Below are 20,793 nucleotides of genomic sequence, written 5' to 3'. Positions count from 1 at the left end.
CCGGTCAGGCGCGCAGTCGGCGGAGTTCTGTCACCGGGACAGCCGCAGGCATGTGGTGAGGCCCGGCCGCCCGTGGCGCACTTCATCGTCACCGAACTGGTCGCTGCCCATGGCGGCCGGGCCGTGTCCTCGGTCAACGCCGCTGCCGTCACGCAGTCCTCCACCGCCATCCCCGGCATCGCCCTGTACGTCGGGCTGCTACGCGGCGTCCTCGGCGACGCCATGGTGGCCCCGATCGGCCAGCTGGTGGACCTGTGGGACCAGCTGACCGGCGCCCGCCCCCTCGACCTCGACGACGCGGGCCGGGTCCGCCTCGACACCTGGGAACTCGACCCCGCCGTACAGAACGCCGTCGCCGAACGCTGGAGCACCGCCACCAGCGACACCATCACCGAACTCGCCGACCTCGACTGGTTCAGCGACGAAGTCCGCCGCCCCTACGGCTTCTCCGTACCCGGCGTCGACTACACCGCCGCCGTCGAAACCGACGTCCCCTGGCCCACTCCCAGCATCTGACCCGCGCCACGAACGCCCGCGACCGCCGTTGACCGACAAGCAGCGGGGACCGACCGCCGCCGAGCTTCACGAGGTGGGGAGCGAAGTACACGCTGTGCAGCGGACGCGGGTGGAAAGTCGTCCCTGGTTTGCCGGGCACACGCGATGGACGCGGAGAAGCGGTTCCAGTGCTGTGCCGTCGCAGCCCCTTCCCACTGACTGCGGCCGATCGGCTACCTGGCCCAAAGATCACACTCGGGCCAGTGGACGTAGTCCTTCCACAGGCCCCCAGCCGCGCTGACGTCGCCTGGCTACTGCCGCGTCGCCGGGTCGGCCCGGGCCGGGATGCCGTATCGCTCCGGGGCGCATAGCTTCCAGGTGTGCTGCTCAACCGGCTCGTGCAGGCGCTCACCCGCCCGGCGGCCCGTGCCGTGCTGATCTGCGTACTCGGTACGGCGCTCGTCCTCGCGGTGTCGCCACCGAGCTCGTACGCCGCGGCGCGCACCGCCGCACCGGAGCGCGGAGGCGGGCCGAACGGCCTCTACCGGTACAGCTACTCCCTGGGCCTCCACCCCTTCACCAGCCCGCACGACGTACGCGAACAGCTCACCGGCAACTTCTGGCTGTTCCCGGTGAGTGGTGGCTGCCCGGATCGGATCCGTACGCACGACGAGTGCGACCTGCTGGGCACGAATCCTGTGCGGGTGGAGCACATCGCCGACGCCCATCTGCAGATCGCCACCCTGCCGGGGCACGATCTCGGCGCCGGTCTGCACATCCGCTTCGCGTTCACCCGGAACCTGGGCTTCCACTATCTGGTCGTCAGCGCCTGGCAGAACGAACCCGCCCGGTGCACGGAGAAGAGGCTGTGCAATATCGCGAGCCGGGTGGGTGCCTGGGGACTCTGGCGAGTCCTCGCCGAGACGCTGACCGTGTCCGCCTACGCCGCCTGACCCGGCTCACCGGCTCCCCCGACCCGCCCGAACGGCACCTGCCCGGAGGCAGATGCCGCGATGGAGGGACCGTCAGCCGTTCGGCCGATCGTCTTCCGGATCCACCCCGTGTACGCGGGCACGATGCTGTAGAGCCCCGGCCCGTCCGCGCACGGCACGTCGGGGGCGCCCGGGCCCGACGTGGTCCCGATCGAGCCGAACCATCCGGGAGACGGGCCCATGCTCCCTGGGGGTTTCCCCCGCCGCTCGGGGGTGACCGGTACACCCCCGGGGTCGGCGGCGCCCCGGCCCGCTGACAGTGGTGTCTGGTGAGATGTCGGCATGACCGTTCGCGATGTGGCTCGACAGTTGCCCCACATTCCTACGCTTCGAAACCGTTGCGGCTGTCCACGGGGCGAAGGACACGGCAGTTGACCTCCGAACCCGCCGGGTCCGAACCCACGGAACCCGAAGCCACGGAACCCGGCCACGCGACGCGGCTTCGCCGACTGGCCGCCAGGATCGACGGGATCACCGGGAGCGCCGGGACGATCCGGGCGGAACACTCCCCCTCCACGGGTGCGTGGACGTTCGCATGGACCGACGGGCCGACGATCGGGCAGGTCCGCAGCGCCGCCCGCGAGGCGGAACCGGGCACCGCCGAGGCGCTGCGGTACGTACGCAGGTTCTCCGAGGACGCAGTCGCCCTCGGTGCCGTCCGGCTGGCCGTCGCCACCACACCTGCCGACGCCCGGCGGCGCCCCGAGATCACGCCGCGCGCGGTCGAGGAGTTCTGGCGGGACGTACCGCTCCCGAGCCCGTGCACGGACCGCGAACGCCGACTGGTCTACACGGTGGTGTACCAGGTACGCGACGCTCACCACCGCAACGGGGCCGACCCGGACGACATCTGCGCGATGGTCGGTCAGGTGGGTCTTGCAGCACTCCTGCGGCGCGCGGGAGGACCATTGACTCCGCTTGAGACCCTGACGGCGCACTACGCCGCGACACACGCTCATCCGGCGTGGCGGTACCGGCTGGCCCCGATGCGCGCGGCAGCCGCCTTGCAGGCCGTCCGCGACGACCCGAGGGCGACCCGGGAGCTCCTCGTCGCGGCCCTGGCTCTGCTCCCCGGACTGCCCGACCCGGGCGGCAGCGCCGCAGCCGAACTGCGAGCCCGCCTGACGCCGAGGTCCGGCAACGGTTGAACCACGCACGGCGCTGCGGCTGCGGCTCCCGGGGCAAGCTGTCACGGGCCGGGGCGGCGGGATGCGTACGCCGGGAAATGTGCGGCGATCCGGTGGTTCGGCGTGCGGGACCACTCCGCCGTGGGAGACGGTGGACCCGGCCCCCGTGCCGGCGGTCGCGCTCCGTGCGGCCTTCGGCTCGTCCGGGGCGATCCGTCCTGTCAGGCGCTCTGGCACTACTGAGGAGACTTTCCATGAACTGGACTCTCGAGGTCATCCCGGTCCCCGTCACCGACATGGACCGCGCGAAGGAGTTCTACGCGGACAAGGCCGGTTTCAAGGTGGACCTCGACGACGAGGTGGCCCCGGGCATGCGCATCATCCAGCTGACCCCGCCCGGCTCCCGCTGTTCCATCGCGATGCTGAAGGGGATGCCCGCCGCTCCCGGCATGAAGGAGATGGCACCCGGCACGCTGCAGGGCCTCCAGCTCTGTGTCACCGACATCGAGGCGGCCCGTGCCGAGCTGGTGGGGCGCGGCGTCGACGTGTCCCCCGTTCGCCACGTCGGTGCCACGGGATGGGAGGACGGCAAGGGAGAGACCTGGAACTCGTTCATGTCCTTCGAGGACCCCGACGGCAACGGCTGGGTCGTCCAGGAAGCCCCGTCGGATCTCTCTGAGCGCTGAGCGGAACCGGGCCGGCCGAGCCTGGCCGGCCGCTCCGTCCGAACGCTCCGGGCCGACCGCGCTCCAGGCACGGATCTCGCCCATTGGAAGCACGCCGTGCCAGCACCCTGCGGTGCGGCAGGATCGGGGCATGCTGATCGCTCATGAAGGCCGCTCTCCGACTGTCCACCCCACGGCGTACGTCGCTCCGACCGCCACCTTGTGCGGGGATGTGCGCGTCGGGGCAGGGTGCCGTGTTCTGTTCGGGGCGGTCCTCACCGCCGAGGGCGGGCCGGTGGAGGTGGGCGAGGGCAGCATCGTGATGGAGAACGCGGTCCTGCGCGGCACCCGGCGCGATCCGCTGACCCTGGGACGGCAGGTCCTGGTCGGCCCCACGTCCTGTCTGACCGGCTGCCGGGTCGAGAACGAGGTCTTCCTGGCCACCGGCAGCCGTGTGTTCAACGGAGCACGGATCGGGACCCGGTCCGAGGTGCGGATCAACGGGATCGTGCACCTCCGTACCGTACTGCCCGCCGATTCGACGGTCCCGATCGGCTGGGTCGCCGTCGGCGATCCGGTGCGCATCCTCCCGCCGGACGACCACGCCGGCATCTGGGCGGTGCAGAAGGAGCTGGACTTCCCTGGCTATGTGTTCGGGCTGGACCGCCCCGCCGACGGCGAGAGCCTGATGCCGGCCATCTCCGAACGCTTCGGCCGCGCTCTCGGGCGCCACGGCGACGACAAGCAGCTCTGACCCCACCTCCACGCCCACGGAATGGGTAAAATCACCCTAAAGGGCTCACCGACCCCTCCCTTTACGCAGCAGCCGAACGGCGAGGAGGGCTGCTCATGGATCCGTGGCTGATCTGGTTGATCGCCGCAGCGGTGCTGGCCGTGGCGGAGATCGCCACCCTCACCGCAGCGCTCGGCATGCTGGGCGGGGCCGCCCTGGTCACGGCGGGATTCGCCGCCGCCGGACTCCCGCTGCCCCTGCAGTTCGTGGTGTTCACCATCGCCGCCGCGGCCGGCCTGCTGTTCCTGCGCCCCGTCGCGTTGCGCCACGTCCGCAAGCCCCAGGCCGAGCGGTTCGGCGTCGACGCGCTGGTCGGCAGCTCCGCCCACGTCCTCTCCGAGGTGACGGGCCTGGGCGGCAGGGTCCGCATCGGTGGCGAGGAATGGACTGCCCGCGCCTATGACGAGACGCTGGTGATTCCTCCGGGAACGACCGTCGACGTCATAGAGATCAGCGGCGCGACCGCGCTCGTCTACCCCCGGGAGTGAACCGTGGAAGTCTCCGCTTTCCTCATCGCCGGCCTGATCGTCGCGGCCATCGCGGTCTTCACCGTGCTGCGAGCGGTACGCATCGTGCCCCAGGCACGCGCGCGCAACGTCGAGCGACTCGGCCGCTACCACCGCACCCTGCAACCCGGCCTCAACGTCGTCGTCCCCTACATCGACCGCGTCCATCCACCGATCGACCTGCGTGAACAGGTCGTTTCCTTCCGGCCGCAACCGGTCATCACGGAGGACAACCTCGTCGTCGAGATCGACACCGTCATCTACTTCCAGGTCACCGACCCGCGGGCCGCCGCCTACGAGATCGCGAACTTCCTCCAGGCGGTCGAGCAGCTCACCGTCACCACGTTGCGCAACGTGGTCGGATCGATGGACCTGGAACAGACCCTCACCTCCCGCGACACCATCAACAGCCAGCTCCGCGGCGTGCTGGACGAAGCCACCGGCAAATGGGGACTGCGGGTCAACCGGGTGGAGATCAAGGCCATCGACCCCCCGCAGTCGATCAAGGACGCGATGGAGAAGCAGATGCGGGCCGAGCGGGACAAGAGGGCCGCGATTCTCGGCGCGGAGGGACAGCGCCAGGCGCAGATCCTCACCGCCGAGGGCGACAAGCAGTCCGCCGTGCTGCGCGCGGAGGGCAACCGCACCGCCGAGATCCTCAAGGCCGAGGGCCAGTCCAGGGCCATCGACGAGGTGTTCCAGGCCGTGCATCGCAACGATCCCGATCCCAAGCTCCTCGCCTACCAGTACCTCCAGACACTTCCCCAGCTGGCACAGGGCCAGGGCAGCACCTTCTGGGTGATTCCGAGCGAGGTCACCTCCGCGCTGCAGGGCATCTCCCGGGCCTTCGGTGAGGCGCTGCCCCAGTCACCGGCCACACGGGAGAGGACGCCCGACGACAAGGCCGCGTACGACGCCGCCGACGACACGGCACAGGCCGCCGAGGCCGCGGCCGAGGCCCTCGCCGACGCGGCGAAGGCCGATGGCGCCTCCGCCGGCCCTCTCCCCTCGACAGGCCCTCGGTGACGACGGTGTGGCAGGCTCGCCCGATGACTGACGGGCGGAGCCACCACCGGACGGAGTACGTACGCTTCCAGGCCGTCGTCCCGAATGAGCGGGGCCACTTCACCGGGGTGTTCGGCCTGGTCAACAACCTCGGTCGCAGTGGCCGGCTCAGCACCGCCGAAGATCGCTTCCGTCTCCTCAACAACGCCTGGTACGACGCCGCCCATCCCGACCCCTCGACGGTGGACCCGGCGGTCCACGACCTGGCCGTCAACCCCGCCGCCGCCTGGTTCAAGGCGACGGCGACGCATCTCCCCGAACGTGTCGACGGGTATCCGGCCATGCTCCGGGCCCACGGCATCGCATGCGAGACGCTGAGGTCGACCGCACCGGGGCGCGTGGTCCACGAGGACGACGTCCAAGTCGTCGTCGTGCCGCGCCCGTTGTGACCGGTCGGGCCTCCGGCCTGCCGCGACCTGGGATCAGCGGACCCGCGGCAGTCCCGTAACCGCCATCACGAGCGAGTACAGCGAGGTCGTCGCCGTGATGAAGAGCCGGTTGTTCTTCGGTCCACCGAAAGCGATGTTGGAGACCGGCTCGGGCACATGCAGTCGGCCGATGAGGGTGCCGTCCGGGTCGTAGCAGTGCACCCCGTCGTCGAACGCGGCGGCCCACAGCCGTCCGCCGTCGTCCAGACGGATGTTGTCGAAGCCGCCGTCGGTGCGCTCGGCGAAGACCCTGCCTTCGGAGAGAGTGCTATCCGCGCGCACATCGAAGACGCGGATCAGCCGGGCTCGCGTGTCGGCGACGTACAACTGCCTTTCGTCCGAGGAGAAGACCAGGCCGTTCGGCCCGTCGAAACCGTCCGCGACCCTGCGGACCTCACCGCTCACCGGATCGATCCGGTAGACGTCGCAGGTGCCGATCTCGCTCTCCGCGCGGTACCCCTCGTAGTCGCTGGTGATCCCGAAGTCCGGGTCCGTGAACCAGACCGAGCCGTCGGAGCGTACGACCGCGTCGTTCGGACTGTTGAGGCGCTTCCCCTCGAAACGGTCGGCGAGCACGGTGACGCGGCCGTCGTGCTCGGTGCGGGTGACGCGGCGGTTTCCCTGCTCGCAGCTCACCAGCCGGCCCTCGCGGTCCAGTGTGTTGCCGTTGACGTGCCCCGCGGGGGAACGGAAGACGCCGATCGCGCCCGTCGTCTCGTCCCAGCGCAGCAGGCGGTCATCGGGGATGTCGCTCCAGATCAACTGCCGCCAGGCAGGCAGGTAGAGCGGCCCCTCGGCCCAGCGGCAGTCGGCGTGGAGCCGTTCGAGCCGCACGTCGCCGTTGGTGCACCTGCCGGTGCGGAAACGCTCGTCCAGTACCTCGTACAGGTTGTTGACCATCGTGCCGGACACAGTCCACCCCTCACAGACATTCCCGAACCACATTCAGGATGATCTCAATATGTCAGAACCAGATATGGTGTGACCATGGGAACTCCGAACGGGACCGTGGACGCTATCGACCGCGCGCTGATCGCGGAGCTCCAGCGCGACGCCACACAGGCATATGCGGCGCTCGGCAAGGCGGTCGGGCTCTCGGCGGGCGCGGCGCACGAGCGCGTACGCAAGCTGCGCGAGCGCGGCGTCATCCGCCGTACGACGGTGGAGGTCGAGCCGGCCGCCCTCGGCCGCGGCGTGCTCGCCTTCGTCATGGTCGACTCCTCGGCCTGGATGGGCGACTCGGCGGACGCCTTCGCCGCCATCCCCGGGATCCAGGAAGCGCACGTCATCGCGGGCGCCGCCTCGGTCCTGGTGAAGGTGCGCACGGCAACCACCGAGGAGTTGCAACAGGTCCTGCGGCAGCTGTACGCCATCGAGGGCGTGAGCGGCACGCACGCGACGGTCGCGCTGGAGACCTTCTTCGAAAGGCCCGTCTCCCCGGCCTGACCGTCCCTAGGTTCCGACGCCGTGCCGTCGTCGTGCATCTGCGGACACCGCATGTACTGAAATCGCAGTACGGGACGCGCCCGGGTACGCCCCGGGAAGCCGGACCGCCGCCGTGCGGACACAGTGGACGAAGGACACGAGCCGAAGCGGAGGCGCTATGGAGAGCATGGACACCGGGACCGGGCTGCGCTGCCTGGTGACGGGGGCGACCGGGTACATCGGCGGCCGCCTCGTCCCCGAGCTGCTGGACGCGGGTCACGGCGTGCGCTGTCTGGCGCGCACTCCGGAGAAACTGCGTGACCACCCGTGGGCCGACCGGGCGGAGACCGTCAAGGGCGACGTGACCGACGCGGAGTCGCTCCGCCCGGCCCTGCGGGACATCGATGTCGCCTACTACCTCGTGCACGCGCTGGGCACGGGCTCCGGCTTCGAGGAGACGGATCGAGAGGCGGCCCGCACCTTCGGCCGGGAGGCACGGGCCGCGGGTGTCCGGCGCATCGTCTACCTCGGCGGTCTCACTCCGTCGGACGTCCCCGAGGAAGAACTGTCACCGCATCTCCGCTCCAGGGCGGAGGTGGGCAGAATGCTCCTCGGCTCGGGCGTGCCGACCACGGCGCTGCGTGCCGCCGTCATCATCGGCTCGGGGTCCGCGTCCTTCGAGATGGTGCGCTATCTCACCGAGCGGCTGCCGGTCATGGTCACGCCCAGTTGGGTGTCGACGAGGATTCAGCCGATCGCCGTCCGCGACGTACTGCGCTATCTCGTGGGCAGTGCGCGGATGCCGGACGAGGTGAACCGCTCCTTCGACATCGGCGGCCCCGACGTCATCACGTACCGCGACATGATGCAGCAGTACGCGCGGGTGGCGGGTTTGCCGCACCGGCTGATCCTGCCGGTGCCCATGCTGACGCCAAGACTCTCCAGCCACTGGATCGGGCTGGTCACGCCGGTGCCCCGGTCGATCGCCCGCCCGCTCGCGGAGTCCCTGCGCCACGAGGTGGTGTGCGACGAACACGACATCGCCCAGTACGTCCCCGACGGGCCGGGGCAGCCCTTTCCGTTCTCCACCGCGCTCGCTCTCGCCCTGCAGCGGGTCCGCGAGGCCAAGGTGACGACCCGCTGGTCCTCGGCCTCGACCCCCGGCATTCCCAGTGATCCGCTGCCCACGGACCCCGACTGGGCGGGCGGAAGCCTGTACAGCGATGTGCGGGAACGCGAGGTGGACGCACCGCCCGAGGCGCTCTGGCGCGTGATCGAGGGCATCGGCGGCGACCACGGCTGGTACTCGTTCCCGCTGGCCTGGGCCGTACGGGGCTGGCTCGACCGGCTGATCGGCGGGGTCGGGCTGCGCCGCGGCAGGCGGGACGCCGAACGGCTCAGGATGGGGGACTCGCTGGATTTCTGGCGGGTCGAGGAGATCCGGCCGGGGCGCCTGCTGCGGCTGCGCGCGGAGATGCGCCTGCCCGGTCTGGCCTGGCTGGAGATGTACTGCGAGAAGGGCGCCGACGGCCGGTCGCACTACCGCCAGCGTGCCCTGTTCCACCCGCGCGGCCTGCTGGGCCACGCCTACTGGTGGAGCGTGTCCCCCTTCCACGCCGTCGTCTTCGGTGGCATGGCCCGCAACATCGCGCGCGCGGCCACCAAGGTCGCCGCACCCACACGGGTGAAATCCACGGCACTTGACTGAACGCCGCAACCAAGGAGTGCGGCGGGACGGAAGGTGTCAGCGTTCCGCTCCGACTCCTGTCAGAGGTACCCCCATGACCGTCGCAGTCGTCCTGTTCACCTCCAATCTGCGGCTGCACGACAATCCGCCCCTGCACGCGGCACTCGCGGCGGCGGACGAGGTGGTGCCGCTGTTCGTCCTCGACGAACACATCGCGGACGTGGGCTTCGGTGTGCCCAACCGCCGCGCCTTCCTCGCCGACTGCCTCGCCGACCTCGACGCCGGCCTCCGCGACCGCGGCGGACGTCTGGTGATCCGCTCGGGCGTGCCGGCCGAGGAGGTGTGCCGCGTGGCCGCCGAGGCGGGGGCCCGGGACGTGTACCTGGCGGCGGGAGTCACCGCGTACGCACACCTGCGCGAGGAGGGGCTCCGCACCGCCCTGGAATCGCAGGGGTGCCGACTGCACGTCCATGACGCGGTGGTCACGGCCGTCGCCCCGGGCGCGCTGACCCCGGCCGGTTCGGGTTCCGACCACTTCGCGGTGTTCACGCCGTACTTCCGGCGGTGGTCCGGGCAGCCCGTGCGGGAGGTGTTCGCGGCCCCCCGCACGGTGCGCGTGCCGCGCGGTCCCGGCTCGGAGGCCGTTCCCTCGCGTACGGCCGTGCCGGGTGTCGCCGAAGGACTGGCCCGGGGTGGCGAGACCGAGGCACGGAAGCGGTTCGCCGCGTGGTACCGCGACGGGATCGCGGAGTACGAGGACCGCCACGACGATCTGGCGGGCGATGCCACCTCACGGCTCTCCCCCGACCTGCACTTCGGAACCCTCTCCCCCGTCGAGCTGATCCACCGGGCCCGTACGACGGGCGGAGCGGGCGCCGACGCCTTCGTACGCCAGCTGTGCTGGCGGGACTTCCACCACCAGGTCATGGCCGCCCGCCCGGCGGCCGCGCACGCCGACTACCGGACACGGCGGGACCGGTGGCGCACCGAGCGGTCCGCGGCCGGCGACATCGCCGCCTGGCAGGAGGGCCGGACCGGTTATCCGGTGGTGGACGCCGCCATGCGCCAACTGCGCCACGAGGGATGGATGCACAACCGCGGACGCCTGCTCACCGCGAGTTTCCTCGCCAAGACCCTGTACGTCGACTGGCGGATCGGCGCCCGGCACTTCCTCCGCCTGCTGGTGGACGGCGATGTCGCGAACAACCAGCTCAACTGGCAGTGGGTGGCGGGAACGGGCACGGACAGCCGGCCCAATCGCGTACTCAACCCCGTACTCCAGGGCAAGCGGTACGACCCCGACGGCACGTACGTGCGCCGTTGGGTGCCCGAGCTGACGGGCATCGAGGGCGGTGCGGTGCACGAGCCGTGGAAGCTGCCCGGCCCGGCGCGGGCCCGGTACGCCTACCCGGAGCCCGTCGTGGGACTGGCGGAGGGGCTCGCCCGGTTCAAGGAGGCGCGCGACCTGGCGTGAGGCTCCCGCAGCCCCGCCCCGTACCCGGAATCCACCGCTCGTACCGTTTCCCTTTCGTACGACTGCGGCCGTGGTGTTGTCCTCGACGGCGCACGACGGCCGGCCGCTGGGGATCTAGCGTCTCCGGGACCACCCCGAGGCGAGGAGCGGCACGTGAACTGGCTCATCCATGACTACCGCGAGGACGATCTGGCGGCAGTAGTCCATCTCATCGATACGACGGCGGGCCTCGGCCAGGAGTCCGTCTTCTCCCTCGCCGAGTGCATCAGCGCACTGACGTCCCGCCAGCCCGCGGTGGTGGCCGTCCACCGCGGGCGGCCCATCGGCGCCGCACTGGCGCATGTGTCGGGGGGCCGGGCCTGGGTGATGCGGATCGCCATCGAACCGGCCTGGCGCGGCCGGGGCCTGGCCAGCGCGCTGCTGGTGGAGCTCGAACGCCGGCTGATCGAGGCGCGGGTGCGCCGGATCGCCTACGTGCTGGCGGAGGAGGAACTGCTCGGCGAGGGGCTGCGCAAGGCCGGGTACACACGGCGGCCCGCCGTCGCCTATTTCGAGAAGGCGGAACCGGCCACGGGCACCCCGGCCGATCTCCTGGAGGAACTGGGCGGCAGGGTGCTGTCCGGTGATCTGTGGGACAGGGTGGCGGGCATGGAGGCGGAGAAGAGCCTCATCGAGCGCCGTGTCGTCATGCCCCTCGCCGAACCGGAGCGTGCGGCCCGGCACGGGGTCCTCCCGCCCCGCGCCATCACCCTGTTCGGTCCGCCGGGGACCGGCAAGACCACCTTCGCCCGGGCCATCGCCTCACGCCTCGGCTGGCCCTTCGTCGAACTGCTGCCGTCCCGCCTTGCCGACGAGGGCAATCTCGCCGCCGCACTGCGCACGGCCTTCGCCCGGATCGCGGAACTGGAACGGGTGCTGGTCTTCATCGACGAGGTCGAGGAGATAGCTCCCGTACGCGGAGAGCGCCCGGAGCCCGGCCTGCACGGCGTCACCAATGAACTCCTCAAGCTCATCCCCGGCTTCCGTGAACGGGACGAGCGGCTACTGGTGTGCGCCACCAACTCCATCCGCTCACTGGACCCGGCCTTCCTCCGTCCGGGGCGCTTCGACTACCTGGTGCCGATCGGCACCCCGGACGCGGCGGCGCGGGCGGCGATCTGGTCACGCCATTCGGCCCGGCGGGACGACGTCGACGTGGACGCGCTGGTCGCGGCGAGCGAGCTGTTCACCCCGGCCGACATCGAGCACGCGGCCCGGACCGCGGCCCAGGCCGCCTTCGAACGCGACGTCGCCGAGGCCGGTGCGGACACCGACGACTATCTCGCCGCCCTCGGCCAGTGCCGGCCGACCGTCACCCCTGCCGTCATCGCCGAGTTCACCGCCGACATCACCACGCACGCCCGCACCTGAGCCGATACCGGAGCTGCCCGTCATCCCGGGCCCCCTGCCCCTCCGGCGCACGATGCCGTGACCTCGGCGCGTCATGGAGGAGCCGGGCAGCTCTCCGGGCAGACTTTCCCCATGGCCAACGCAACGAAAGCAGCCCTAGAAGGCGGCCCCGACGACCTTCCCGAGCGGATCGTCTCCGTCACCGGACCCGGGCCGGACGTCAAGGTCCCGTTCCGAGGCGGGTACGAACACTTCAAGGCGACCGACCGTCAGAAGGAAACCTCCGAGGGCCAGTTGCCCGTCTACGAATGGTGGGAGCGCACGGAAGTACCCGGTTAGTCGACAGCGGGCCTGCTCTCGTCGTACCACGGGATGTCGCACAGACGGCTCTTGACCTCAAGCGCGGTTCAGGTTGGAGGCTACTCGTACGCACCACTGGCGGCCAGTGGCGGCGCAGCACTTCACACATCGGAGAAGCCCCATGTCGAGCAATACGGTTCAGAACCCCGGCCCCGCAGTGTCTGACGCACCCCCGGTCCACCGCTCCGGCCTCACCTGGTGGAAGGCGCTGGCCACCGGGGCGGTCTGCGCGGTCGTCGTCAATCTGGTCGTCCTCGCCGTCGCCAAGCTGGCCGATGCCTCGCTCATCATCGTCAACGGCGGCGAAGAGCATCCGATCACGGTCGGGGGCGTCATCGGCGCCTCGGTCGTCCCGCTGGTCGTCGGGACGGGCGCCGCCCTGCTGCTGTCCCTGTGGAAACTGGTCTTCCTGCGGATCGCGCAGTACTTGGGCGGCGGCCTGGCACTGCTGTCGGTCGCCGGTCCGCTGTCGTCCGGCGCCGATGGCGGCACCGTCGCCGCCCTGGCCCTGATGCACATCACCCTCGGGGTGATGGTCGTCACCACTCTGGAGCTCCACCGCCGCCACCGGCTCCTCTAGGGCTGTGGCCGTGAACCGACCTTTGCCGGGTTGGATGTCAGGCGGCGATGGGTAGTGGTCTGCCACCCCAGCGGATGCCCTTCTCGTTTCGGATGCGGGCGCGTTCACACCGTTGGGGGGCCAGGACGTGTCAGCCTCAACGCGGCCGACCCGGCGGGGATCGGCGCCGGCGCGATCGCCGGTCCCGAGGGAATCGTGCGCCAGCAGGCCGGCGCGGGCGAGGAGGTCCTCGTCGACGTCCTCGATCTCGACACCGTCACGCGCGTCCGTACGGTTCCGCCGGCCTCAACCGGCCGTGGGACCAGCTCGCACGGTACGGCAGCCGCGTCCGCCTGCCGATGACGGAGGGTCGTTCCAGCCGACCCCGAACGGCCAAGCCGCGCGGAAGCCAAGCAAATAAGGCGAATACGGACTTTTAGCGGCAATGGTCCTCTATGGCTCATAGCATTCTTTTGACCCGAACCGCACTGACTCCCCTTCGCGCAAATCGCCCTTTTCGGACTCAGTGGCCAGCGTCACGTCACGGATCGGCAGCTTCCCGATCCGTGCCCCGCATCCCTTCTGCGGGAAGAGAGTTGACTCCGCGGTCCGGGTGAATTCAGCGGCGATCCCGTTCATCGATCTTGTAAATGAATTGTGATCCGGAATTCGGGGCTTGTCGCTTTCGGCTTTTCTCGCCTACGGTCACCCTCAATCCGGATGGAACGCCGAATCCTGCCGCCGTCCGGGAACCCAGACCACCCACGCCCGGCAGGAGCGGGGGACCCAGGTAAGTCGCCGATCCGTTATGCGGAACGGCTTGGGGTTAAGTCGCATGCACCTGCGGCCAGGCATCTCCAGCCTGAACCCGACAGCTCACCTCGTAGGCGACGGAGAGGAATTCGCCATGCCCACGATGGGTAAGCACCGTCGTACCAAGTCCAGCCCGCTGACCCGGGGTCTCGTCGCCATCACCGCGGGCGGAGCCGTTCTCGCCCTTCCGGTGATCGGCGCCACCACCGCGTCCGCCGCGCCCGCGCAATCGTTCTCCGCCGAAAAGGCAGGTGCGCCGGCAGCCGCTCCTGCCAAGGCAATCACCGCACAGAAGGCCGGGATCACCAGCTATTCCGTGATCAAGGGTGATTCCCTGCACAAGATCGCCGAGGGACACTCCCTGAATGGCGGTTGGCAGAAGCTCTACAAGGACAACGAGAAGGCCATCGGCGACAATCCTGGGCTTATTCGCCCGGGTCTGAAGCTGACCATTGGCGCCAAGTCCGAGGCCAAGGCTTCCGGTTCGTCCACCGACCGCACGGCTGCGGGCAGCGACCGCGCGGACCGTTCGGAGCGGTCCAGCACACTGGCCGCGAAGACCGCCGCGCCCGCCGCCCAGCCCGCGACGTACACGAACGACCTCGACGGCTGGATCAAGGAGTCGCTGGCAGTCATGGCCGAGCACGGCATCCCCGGCACCTACGAGGGCATCCACCGCAACATCATGCGCGAGTCCTCGGGCAACCCGCAGATCGTCAACAACTGGGACTCGAACGCCGCGGCGGGCACCCCGTCCAAGGGCCTTCTCCAGGTCATCGACCCGACGTTCGAGGCGTACCACGTGCCCGGTACGTCGACGGACAGCTTCGACCCGGTCGCCAACATCACCGCGGCGTGCAACTACGCCGCCGACAAGTACGGCTCCATCGACAACGTCTTCGGCGCCTACTGATACTCCGGCACCGGCCGCGGTTCACGACTGCCGGGTGGTGAGGGTCCGACAGGCCCTCACCACCCGGCAGTTCCGCATGTGCGCCGACCATGGAAGACTCGCACGCATGCCCGAACTCCAGCTCCTGAGACCCGACCACGCCGCCGCCCTGCTCGCCTTCGAGCAGGAGAACCGGGCCTACTTCGCCGCCTCGGTCCCGGACCGCGGCGACGAGTACTTCGCACGGTTCGACGCACGGCACAGCAGCCTCCTGGCCGAGCAGGCCGACGGGCTGTGCTATTTCCATGTGCTGGTGGGCGAGGGCGGCGAGGTGCTTGGCCGGGTGAACCTGGTGGACGTGGCGGACGGCTCCGCCGACCTCGGATACCGGATCGCCGAGAAGGCCGCCGGGCAGGGCCTGGCCACGACCGCCGTCCGCCAGGTATGCGTACTGGCCGTCACTCAGTACGGTCTGACCGCGCTGCGGGCCTCGACCACGCTGGACAACGCCGGCTCCCAGGCCGTACTGGCCAGGACGGGCTTCGTACGCACCGGCGAGACCGTGCTCGGCGGCCACCCGGGCCTCTCCTACGAACGCCCCCTGGACGCGGACGCGCTGCTCCCCTGACATCGGTCACGGGAACAGCGCGGGATGTCCGCACCTGGCTGGTGGTGGCGAGCCGGAATCCGGCCCGCCACCACGGCGCGGGGACCGCGTCAGTCGCGGTCGGTCTCCTCGCGGAGGATCTTGCCGCTGGCCGCGTCCACCTCGAACTCGCTCTTGTTCCAGTCCGCGGCGACGACGTCGACGGCCCAGACAAGGGTGTCGTCGTCGTTGGTGTCCAGGCCGATCGAGGTGACCTTCCCCTTCTGCTTGTCCGTGGCGACCTTGGCCGCCTGCTGGGACGTCTGCTTCGCCTTGGTGATCCAGTCGGCCATCTCACGCTTGTCGGCCGCGTCCTGATCGGTGTCCGCGGCCGTCTCGATCACCTTGCCGGAGACGGCGTCGATACGGACGGTGTGGGCGGTCCCGTCCTTCTCGACGACCTCCGCCACCCACACCGGACCGGTGGGGCTGCCGCTCGGGGAGGCGCTGCCGGTGGGGCTGCCACTCGGACTTCCACCGGGGCTGGCCGCTCCGGTCGGGCTGCCACTGGGGCTACCGCTCGGGCTGGCCGTGCCGCCGGGGCTCGCGCTTCCGTTCGGCGAAGCGCTCGCGCTCGCGTCGGTGCGCCGGTCGGTGTCGTCGTCCAGGCCCTCCAAGTCGAGCTCGGCCAGCTTGGTGTCAGGAACGGCTCCGACCGCGGTCGTGGCCGCCTTGTCGAACGTGACCTTCGTGGCTTCGAGGAGCTTCTTGCGTTCGGCCTGGTCCTCGGTCAGTTTCGCCCCGCCGGTCGGGCTGCCTGAGGGACTGGCGTAGGGAGTGGTCGTCTGCTTCGGGATGACCTTGGCGGCCTCCGATGTAGCCGCCCCTGTCTGGTCGCCACCCTCATGCCCGCAGCCCGCGACCAGCGCGGAGGTGACGACGGCGCACAGCGCACCGGCGGCGGTACGGAGACGGCGGGCGCGCGGGGAGACGGTGGTTTTTCGTCGGAATTCAAGGCTCATACACGCATCCCTAGCCCCCGCACCGGCCGGTCATGTTGTCCTACGGGACGGGTCACCCGATCGACCTCGCGGCTCCGTCCGTTGGCCGCCATCCGCCCCGGGCGCGCCTCGGTCGAGGGTGCGGAACAATGGATGGGCACAGCCACGGACACCGGCTCCCGCCGGCGCCCGGTCGGGAGGCCCCTCATGGATTACCCGGAGAGTTACGAGCTGATATTCCAGACCCACGGTGCGGCTGACGACGTGGTCGTCGTCCGGATGACCGACCGGTCCGGGGCGGGCGGATACCCGGTGTACGAGGACGAGACCGGAATCGTCCGCGCGGAGATCAGCTACCGAGGCGAGGTTCGCATGCTGGCCAGCGGCGGCCACCAGGTACCGGGGATCCCCCTGCTGGTGCGGCCCCTGAGCGGAGGGGCACCGCGCACCCGCTGAGCAGCCCATGACACGCACCGGGACACGACCCGCGTCCCGGTGCGCGGCCTGCTGTGCGTCTCGGAGCTGACGTGCTGCACAGCGCGTGCTGCACAGCTGTCGTGCTGCACACCTGACGCGCCAAAGTCCGTTCATGCCCGTTCTTTGCCCGAACCTGTTTACATTCAGGTACCCCAGACGTAACCTGAGCGCGAAACCACAGACTCGGGCATGAAACGGATACGAAACCACATGTACGCACCGGAGCGGCAGCAGGAAATCCTCCGCCTCGCCCAGGAGAGCGGGCGCGTCGACGTGCTCTCCCTCGCAGAGGAATTCCAGGTGACAGCCGAGACCGTGCGGCGTGACCTCAAGGCGCTCGACCGGGCCGGGCTCCTGCGCCGGGTGCACGGCGGCGCGATCCCTGCCGGACGGCTCGGCTTCGAGCCCGACCTCGCCGAGCGCGACGCGGTGGCCGCGGACGAGAAGGACCGCATCGCCGCCGCCGCTCTGGGTGAACTGCCCGTCGACGGCAACGTGATCATCGACGCGGGCACCACGACGGCCCGACTCGCCGCCGCCCTCCCGATCGAGTCGTCCCTGACCGTGGTGACGCACGCGCTGCCCGTGGCCGCCCGCCTCGCCGACCACCCCGGAATCGCGCTGCACCTCGTGGGCGGCCGGGTCCGGCACCGTACGCGAGCGGCCGTCGACGCCTGGGCGCTCAGCGCCTACGCCGAGATCAACGCCGACGTCGTCCTCCTCGCCACCAACGGCTTCTCGGCCGAGGGCGGTCTGACCACCCCCGACCTCGCCGAGGCCGCCGTGAAGCGCGCCATGATCTCGGCCGCCCGCCGGGTCGTGCTCCTCGCCGACTCGGGCAAGTTCGGCCAGGAGCACTTCGCCCGCTTCGGCGATCTCTCCCACGTCGACCTGCTCATCACCGACACGGGGCTCAGCCCCGAGGACGCCCTCGCCATCGAGAGCCGGGGCACGGAAGTGGTACGCGCATGATCCTCACCGTCACCCCCAATCCGAGCCTCGACCGCACCTACGAGCTGCGGGACCTGACCCGGGGCGCGGTCCTGCGCGCCACCGGGGACCGGGTCGACCCCGGCGGCAAGGGCATCAACGTCTCCCGCGCGGTGGCGGCGGCCGGCCACCGCACGGTCGCGGTCGCTCCCCTCGGCGGACCGGAGGGCGCACTGCTCGCCCGGCTGCTCGGTGAGCACGGGATCGAGGCCGCCGGTGTGCAGATCGCGGACAGCACCCGGGTCAACATCACCCTCGTCGAACCGGACGGGACGCTGACCAAGGTCAACGCGACCGGGCCCGAGATCACGGAGTCCGAGGCCGAGACCCTGCTGGAGACGGTACGGACCCGGTCGTCGGACACGGACTGGATCGCCTGCTGCGGCAGCCTGCCGCGGGGCCTGCCGCCCGAGTGGTACGCCGAGCTGGTGGCACGCAGTCACCGGGCCGGTGCGCGGATCGCGCTCGACAGCTCGGGCGCTGCCCTGCTCGCTGCTCTGCGCGAGCGGCCGGATGTGATCAAACCGAACGCCGAGGAGCTCTCCGAAGCGGTCGGGCGGCCTCTCACGACGGTCGGAGACGCGGTCAAGGCGGCCGAGGAACTGCGCGGGCGCGGGGCACAGGCCGTACTGGCCAGCCTCGGAGCCGACGGACAACTGCTGGTGGACGGCTCGGGGACGTACTTCGGCAGCGCCCGGGTGGACACCGTCCGGAGCAATGTCGGGGCCGGCGACGCCTCGCTCGCCGGTTTCCTGGCCGCAGGGGGCGCAGGCAGGTCCGCACTGGCGGCCGCGGTCGCGCACGGCGCGGCGGCGGTCCAGCTCCCCGGCAGCGTGATGCCGACACCGGCCGACATCGACCTGTCATCGGTCGTCACGACCACGGACATCCCCCTGGACCGCGTGCTGACGGAGCCCGCGCCATGACGTCCGCATCCCTGAGACCCAGCCCGAAGCCCCACGTCCCCCAGGCCGCCGCCACGGCGGTCCACGAGCAAGGAGCCCCGCGATGAGTGAGCTGATCACCGCGGACCTGGTCGACCTCGATCTGTCCGCCGAGACGAAGAACGCCGCAGCGAGGTCGCTCGCCGAGCGGATGGTCGCCACCGGCCGCGTCACCGACCTCGACGGCTTCCTCGCCGACGTGGCCGCCCGTGAGGCGCAGATGCCGACCGGTCTGGACGGCGGCATCGGCATCCCGCACTGCCGCAGCGAGCACGTCAGTGCGCCGACGCTGGCCTTCGGGCGCAGCGGACAGGGCATCGACTTCGGTGCGCCGGACGGGCCGGCGGACCTGATCTTCCTCATAGCGGCGCCCGCCGGGGCCGACGACGACCACCTCACCATCCTGTCGAGCCTGGCGCGACGGCTGATGGATGCCGCCTTCACCTCCGCACTGCGCGCGGAGACCGACGCCGCCGCCGCGGCCGCCCTGATCCGCGGCGACGCACCGCCCGCCGCGCCGGAGGAGCCCGCGCAGGAGACGGAGACCAGCGGGGCCGTGCAGACAGCATCGGCCGAGGCCACCCCCGAGCCGTTCCGGATCGTGGCCGTCACCTCGTGCCCCACGGGCATCGCCCACACGTACATGGCCGCCGAGTCCCTGGAAGCGGCGGCGCGCGCCGAGGGCATCACCCTCAGCGTCGAGACGCAGGGTTCGGCCGGATTCGAGCGGCTCGACCCGGCCGTCATCGCCGCCGCCGACGCGGTGATCTGGGCGCACGACGTCGACGTACGCGAGAAGTCCCGGTTCGGCGGCAAGCCGATCGTCGACGTCGGGGTGAAGGCGGGGATCAACCGTCCCGCCGAACTGATCGCCGAGGCCCGGCGCAAGGCCGAGCGGGGCGAGGTCAGCGGTGTCCCGGACGACAGCGGTACGGGGCCGGGCGCCGCCGCGTCCACCGGCGGCAGCACGCACTTCGGCGTCCGGCTGCGTACGTACCTGATGTCCGGCGTCAGTTACATGGTTCCGTTCGTCGCGGCGGGCGGACTCCTGATCGCCCTGTCGTTCGCCATCGGCGGCTACGAGATCGCGAACGCCAAGTCCGTCGCCGATCACTTCGTGTGGGGCGAGGCCGACAGCTGGGCCGCTCTCCTCAACCAGATCGGCGGCGCCGCCTTCGGCTTCCTGGTCCCCGTGCTGGCGGGCTACATCGCGTACGGCATGGCGGACCGTCCCGCACTCGTCCCCGGGTTCGTCGGCGGCGCCATCGCGCTGACCATCGACGCGGGGTTCCTGGGCGGCCTCGTCGCCGGTCTGCTGGCCGGTGCGGTGGTGATGGCGATCCAGCGGGTGAAGGTCCATCCCACCCTGCGCGGCATCATGCCGGTGCTGGTGATCCCACTGATCTCCTCGGCGGTGGTCGGCTTCCTCATGTTCGTCGTCGTCGGCAAGCCGATCGCCTCGCTCCAGAAGGCGCTCACCGACGGGCTCAACGGGCTCTCCGGCTCCAACGCGATCATCCTCGGCATGGTGCTCGGCCTGATGATGTGCTTCGACATGGGCGGCCCCCTCAACAAGGTCGCCTACGCCTTCGCGGTCGGCGGGCTCGCCGACCCGACGACCGGCAGCCTCAAGGTGATGGCGGCGGTCATGGCCGCCGGTATGGTGCCGCCGCTGGCGATGGCTCTGGCCACCACCGTGCGCGCCAGGCTGTTCACGAAGACCGAGCGGGAGAACGGCCGTGCGGCCTGGGTACTGGGCGCGTCGTTCATCAGCGAGGGCGCCATCCCGTTCGCGGCGGCCGACCCCCTGCGGGTGATCCCGTCGGTGATGGCCGGTGGCGCGGTCACCGGCGCCCTGTCGATGGCCTTCGGCTGCACCCTGCGGGCACCGCACGGCGGCATCTTCGTCGTCCCTCTGATCGGTCAGCCGTTCCTCTACCTGGTGGCGATCGCGGCGGGTACGGCGGTGGCGACCGCGCTGGTCGTCGTCCTCAAGGGCTTGCGCCGCACCGCGCAGGACCCCGCACCGGCGGCCGACACCTCGAAGGTTCCCGTCGCCGCCTGAGCAAGGCGAGCGGCACCCCGTCCGGCTCCCCGGCATCCACCGTTCCGTAACCACCCCACA

22 protein-coding genes, 2 pseudogenes and 1 riboswitch are annotated in these 20,793 nt (G+C 70.7%); of the genes and pseudogenes, 21 read left to right on the top strand and 3 right to left on the bottom strand.

Annotated features, from left to right (window positions below):
- Positions 1-111: 111 nt before the first annotated feature.
- The 8 genes and pseudogenes from ACFWSK_RS01815 to ACFWSK_RS01780 all read left to right on the top strand — a co-directional run.
- Positions 112-516, top strand: a pseudogene (locus ACFWSK_RS01815) (enoyl-[acyl-carrier-protein] reductase FabV); the annotation flags it as partial.
- Between the two features lie 359 nt (positions 517-875).
- A complete protein-coding gene (locus tag ACFWSK_RS01810) occupies positions 876-1,448 on the top strand; it encodes a hypothetical protein (RefSeq protein WP_383780530.1) in 573 nt (190 codons plus the stop codon).
- A 410-nt stretch (positions 1,449-1,858) separates the two neighbouring features.
- The gene (locus ACFWSK_RS01805) at positions 1,859-2,635 is read left to right on the top strand and encodes a hypothetical protein (protein ID WP_383780527.1); all 777 of its coding nucleotides are present in this window, start codon (positions 1,859-1,861) and stop codon (positions 2,633-2,635) included.
- Between the two features lie 233 nt (positions 2,636-2,868).
- Complete coding sequence (locus ACFWSK_RS01800) at positions 2,869-3,300, top strand: VOC family protein (protein WP_383780524.1); 432 nt, start codon at positions 2,869-2,871, stop codon at positions 3,298-3,300.
- A gap of 130 nt (positions 3,301-3,430) precedes the next feature.
- The gene (locus ACFWSK_RS01795; protein ID WP_383780522.1) at positions 3,431-4,033 is read left to right on the top strand and encodes a gamma carbonic anhydrase family protein; all 603 of its coding nucleotides are present in this window, start codon (positions 3,431-3,433) and stop codon (positions 4,031-4,033) included.
- A gap of 95 nt (positions 4,034-4,128) precedes the next feature.
- On the top strand, positions 4,129-4,560 hold the full coding sequence (locus ACFWSK_RS01790; protein ID WP_383780520.1) for an NfeD family protein: 432 nt from the start codon (positions 4,129-4,131) through the stop codon (positions 4,558-4,560).
- Between the two features lie 3 nt (positions 4,561-4,563).
- The gene (locus ACFWSK_RS01785; RefSeq protein WP_383780518.1) at positions 4,564-5,604 is read left to right on the top strand and encodes an SPFH domain-containing protein; all 1,041 of its coding nucleotides are present in this window, start codon (positions 4,564-4,566) and stop codon (positions 5,602-5,604) included.
- Positions 5,605-5,627: 23 nt separating this feature from the next.
- Positions 5,628-6,032 carry a hypothetical protein gene (locus tag ACFWSK_RS01780; protein WP_383780516.1) on the top strand — a complete coding sequence of 135 codons (405 nt, stop codon included), beginning with the start codon at positions 5,628-5,630 and terminating at the stop codon, positions 6,030-6,032.
- A 33-nt stretch (positions 6,033-6,065) separates the two neighbouring features.
- Here the strand turns inward: ACFWSK_RS01780 and ACFWSK_RS01775 are convergent, their stop codons facing one another.
- Positions 6,066-6,971: an SMP-30/gluconolactonase/LRE family protein gene (locus ACFWSK_RS01775; protein WP_383780798.1), complete on the bottom strand. Its 906-nt coding sequence runs from the start codon at positions 6,969-6,971 to the stop codon at positions 6,066-6,068.
- A 108-nt stretch (positions 6,972-7,079) separates the two neighbouring features.
- Between ACFWSK_RS01775 and ACFWSK_RS01770 the strand changes: the two genes are divergently transcribed.
- The 6 genes from ACFWSK_RS01770 (at position 7,080) to ACFWSK_RS01745 (ending at position 12,986) form a co-directional block, all read left to right on the top strand.
- Positions 7,080-7,517, top strand: coding sequence for an Lrp/AsnC family transcriptional regulator (locus ACFWSK_RS01770; RefSeq protein WP_383780796.1), 438 nt, complete (start codon positions 7,080-7,082; stop codon positions 7,515-7,517).
- A 157-nt stretch (positions 7,518-7,674) separates the two neighbouring features.
- Positions 7,675-9,204 carry an SDR family oxidoreductase gene (locus ACFWSK_RS01765; RefSeq protein ID WP_383780513.1) on the top strand — a complete coding sequence of 510 codons (1,530 nt, stop codon included), beginning with the start codon at positions 7,675-7,677 and terminating at the stop codon, positions 9,202-9,204.
- 73 nt (positions 9,205-9,277) lie between these two features.
- Positions 9,278-10,657 (top strand): cryptochrome/photolyase family protein, encoded by a 1,380-nt coding sequence (locus tag ACFWSK_RS01760; RefSeq protein WP_383780511.1) that lies wholly within the window; start codon positions 9,278-9,280, stop codon positions 10,655-10,657.
- A gap of 153 nt (positions 10,658-10,810) precedes the next feature.
- Positions 10,811-12,067: an ATP-binding protein gene (locus tag ACFWSK_RS01755; protein ID WP_383780508.1), complete on the top strand. Its 1,257-nt coding sequence runs from the start codon at positions 10,811-10,813 to the stop codon at positions 12,065-12,067.
- Between the two features lie 111 nt (positions 12,068-12,178).
- The gene (locus ACFWSK_RS01750) at positions 12,179-12,385 is read left to right on the top strand and encodes a DUF5988 family protein (protein WP_383780506.1); all 207 of its coding nucleotides are present in this window, start codon (positions 12,179-12,181) and stop codon (positions 12,383-12,385) included.
- Positions 12,386-12,563: 178 nt separating this feature from the next.
- Complete coding sequence (locus ACFWSK_RS01745) at positions 12,564-12,986, top strand: DUF6069 family protein (RefSeq protein WP_383780504.1); 423 nt, start codon at positions 12,564-12,566, stop codon at positions 12,984-12,986.
- A 37-nt stretch (positions 12,987-13,023) separates the two neighbouring features.
- On the opposite strand, the pseudogene ACFWSK_RS01740 reads toward ACFWSK_RS01745, so the two are convergent.
- Positions 13,024-13,113 (bottom strand): annotated as a pseudogene (locus ACFWSK_RS01740) (IS630 family transposase); the annotation flags it as partial.
- Between the two features lie 68 nt (positions 13,114-13,181).
- Here ACFWSK_RS01740 and ACFWSK_RS01735 point away from each other — a divergent pair.
- From ACFWSK_RS01735 to ACFWSK_RS01725, 3 genes are all read left to right on the top strand, one after another.
- A complete protein-coding gene (locus tag ACFWSK_RS01735) occupies positions 13,182-13,328 on the top strand; it encodes a hypothetical protein (RefSeq protein WP_383780502.1) in 147 nt (48 codons plus the stop codon).
- Between the two features lie 353 nt (positions 13,329-13,681).
- A riboswitch (cyclic di-AMP (ydaO/yuaA leader) is annotated at positions 13,682-13,868 on the top strand.
- Between the two features lie 4 nt (positions 13,869-13,872).
- Positions 13,873-14,691, top strand: coding sequence for a transglycosylase SLT domain-containing protein (locus tag ACFWSK_RS01730; protein WP_383780499.1), 819 nt, complete (start codon positions 13,873-13,875; stop codon positions 14,689-14,691).
- 106 nt (positions 14,692-14,797) lie between these two features.
- The gene (locus ACFWSK_RS01725) at positions 14,798-15,298 is read left to right on the top strand and encodes a GNAT family N-acetyltransferase (RefSeq protein WP_383780496.1); all 501 of its coding nucleotides are present in this window, start codon (positions 14,798-14,800) and stop codon (positions 15,296-15,298) included.
- 89 nt (positions 15,299-15,387) lie between these two features.
- On the opposite strand, the gene ACFWSK_RS01720 is transcribed toward ACFWSK_RS01725, so the two are convergent.
- A complete protein-coding gene (locus ACFWSK_RS01720) occupies positions 15,388-16,278 on the bottom strand; it encodes a PepSY domain-containing protein (protein WP_383780493.1) in 891 nt (296 codons plus the stop codon).
- A 186-nt stretch (positions 16,279-16,464) separates the two neighbouring features.
- On the opposite strand from ACFWSK_RS01720, the gene ACFWSK_RS01715 reads away from it, so the two are divergent.
- The 4 genes from ACFWSK_RS01715 to ACFWSK_RS01700 all read left to right on the top strand — a co-directional run bounded on the left by ACFWSK_RS01715 (position 16,465) and on the right by ACFWSK_RS01700 (position 20,733).
- Entirely contained in the window at positions 16,465-16,713 is a 249-nt protein-coding gene (locus ACFWSK_RS01715) for a DUF6296 family protein (RefSeq protein ID WP_383780490.1), read from the top strand.
- Between the two features lie 231 nt (positions 16,714-16,944).
- Positions 16,945-17,706: a DeoR/GlpR family DNA-binding transcription regulator gene (locus tag ACFWSK_RS01710; protein WP_383780794.1), complete on the top strand. Its 762-nt coding sequence runs from the start codon at positions 16,945-16,947 to the stop codon at positions 17,704-17,706.
- Positions 17,703-18,650, top strand: coding sequence for a 1-phosphofructokinase (gene pfkB, locus ACFWSK_RS01705; RefSeq protein WP_383780488.1), 948 nt, complete (start codon positions 17,703-17,705; stop codon positions 18,648-18,650). Before ACFWSK_RS01710 ends, pfkB begins: the two co-directional genes overlap by 4 nt.
- A gap of 82 nt (positions 18,651-18,732) precedes the next feature.
- Positions 18,733-20,733, top strand: coding sequence for a fructose-specific PTS transporter subunit EIIC (locus ACFWSK_RS01700; RefSeq protein WP_383780486.1), 2,001 nt, complete (start codon positions 18,733-18,735; stop codon positions 20,731-20,733).
- Positions 20,734-20,793 lie beyond the last annotated feature (60 nt).

Source organism: Streptomyces sp. NPDC058620 (assembly GCF_042717135.1).
Lineage (GTDB): Bacteria > Actinomycetota > Actinomycetes > Streptomycetales > Streptomycetaceae > Streptomyces.
Note: the sequence above shows the minus strand (reverse complement) of the source record. Positions and strands in the feature narration are given on the sequence as shown.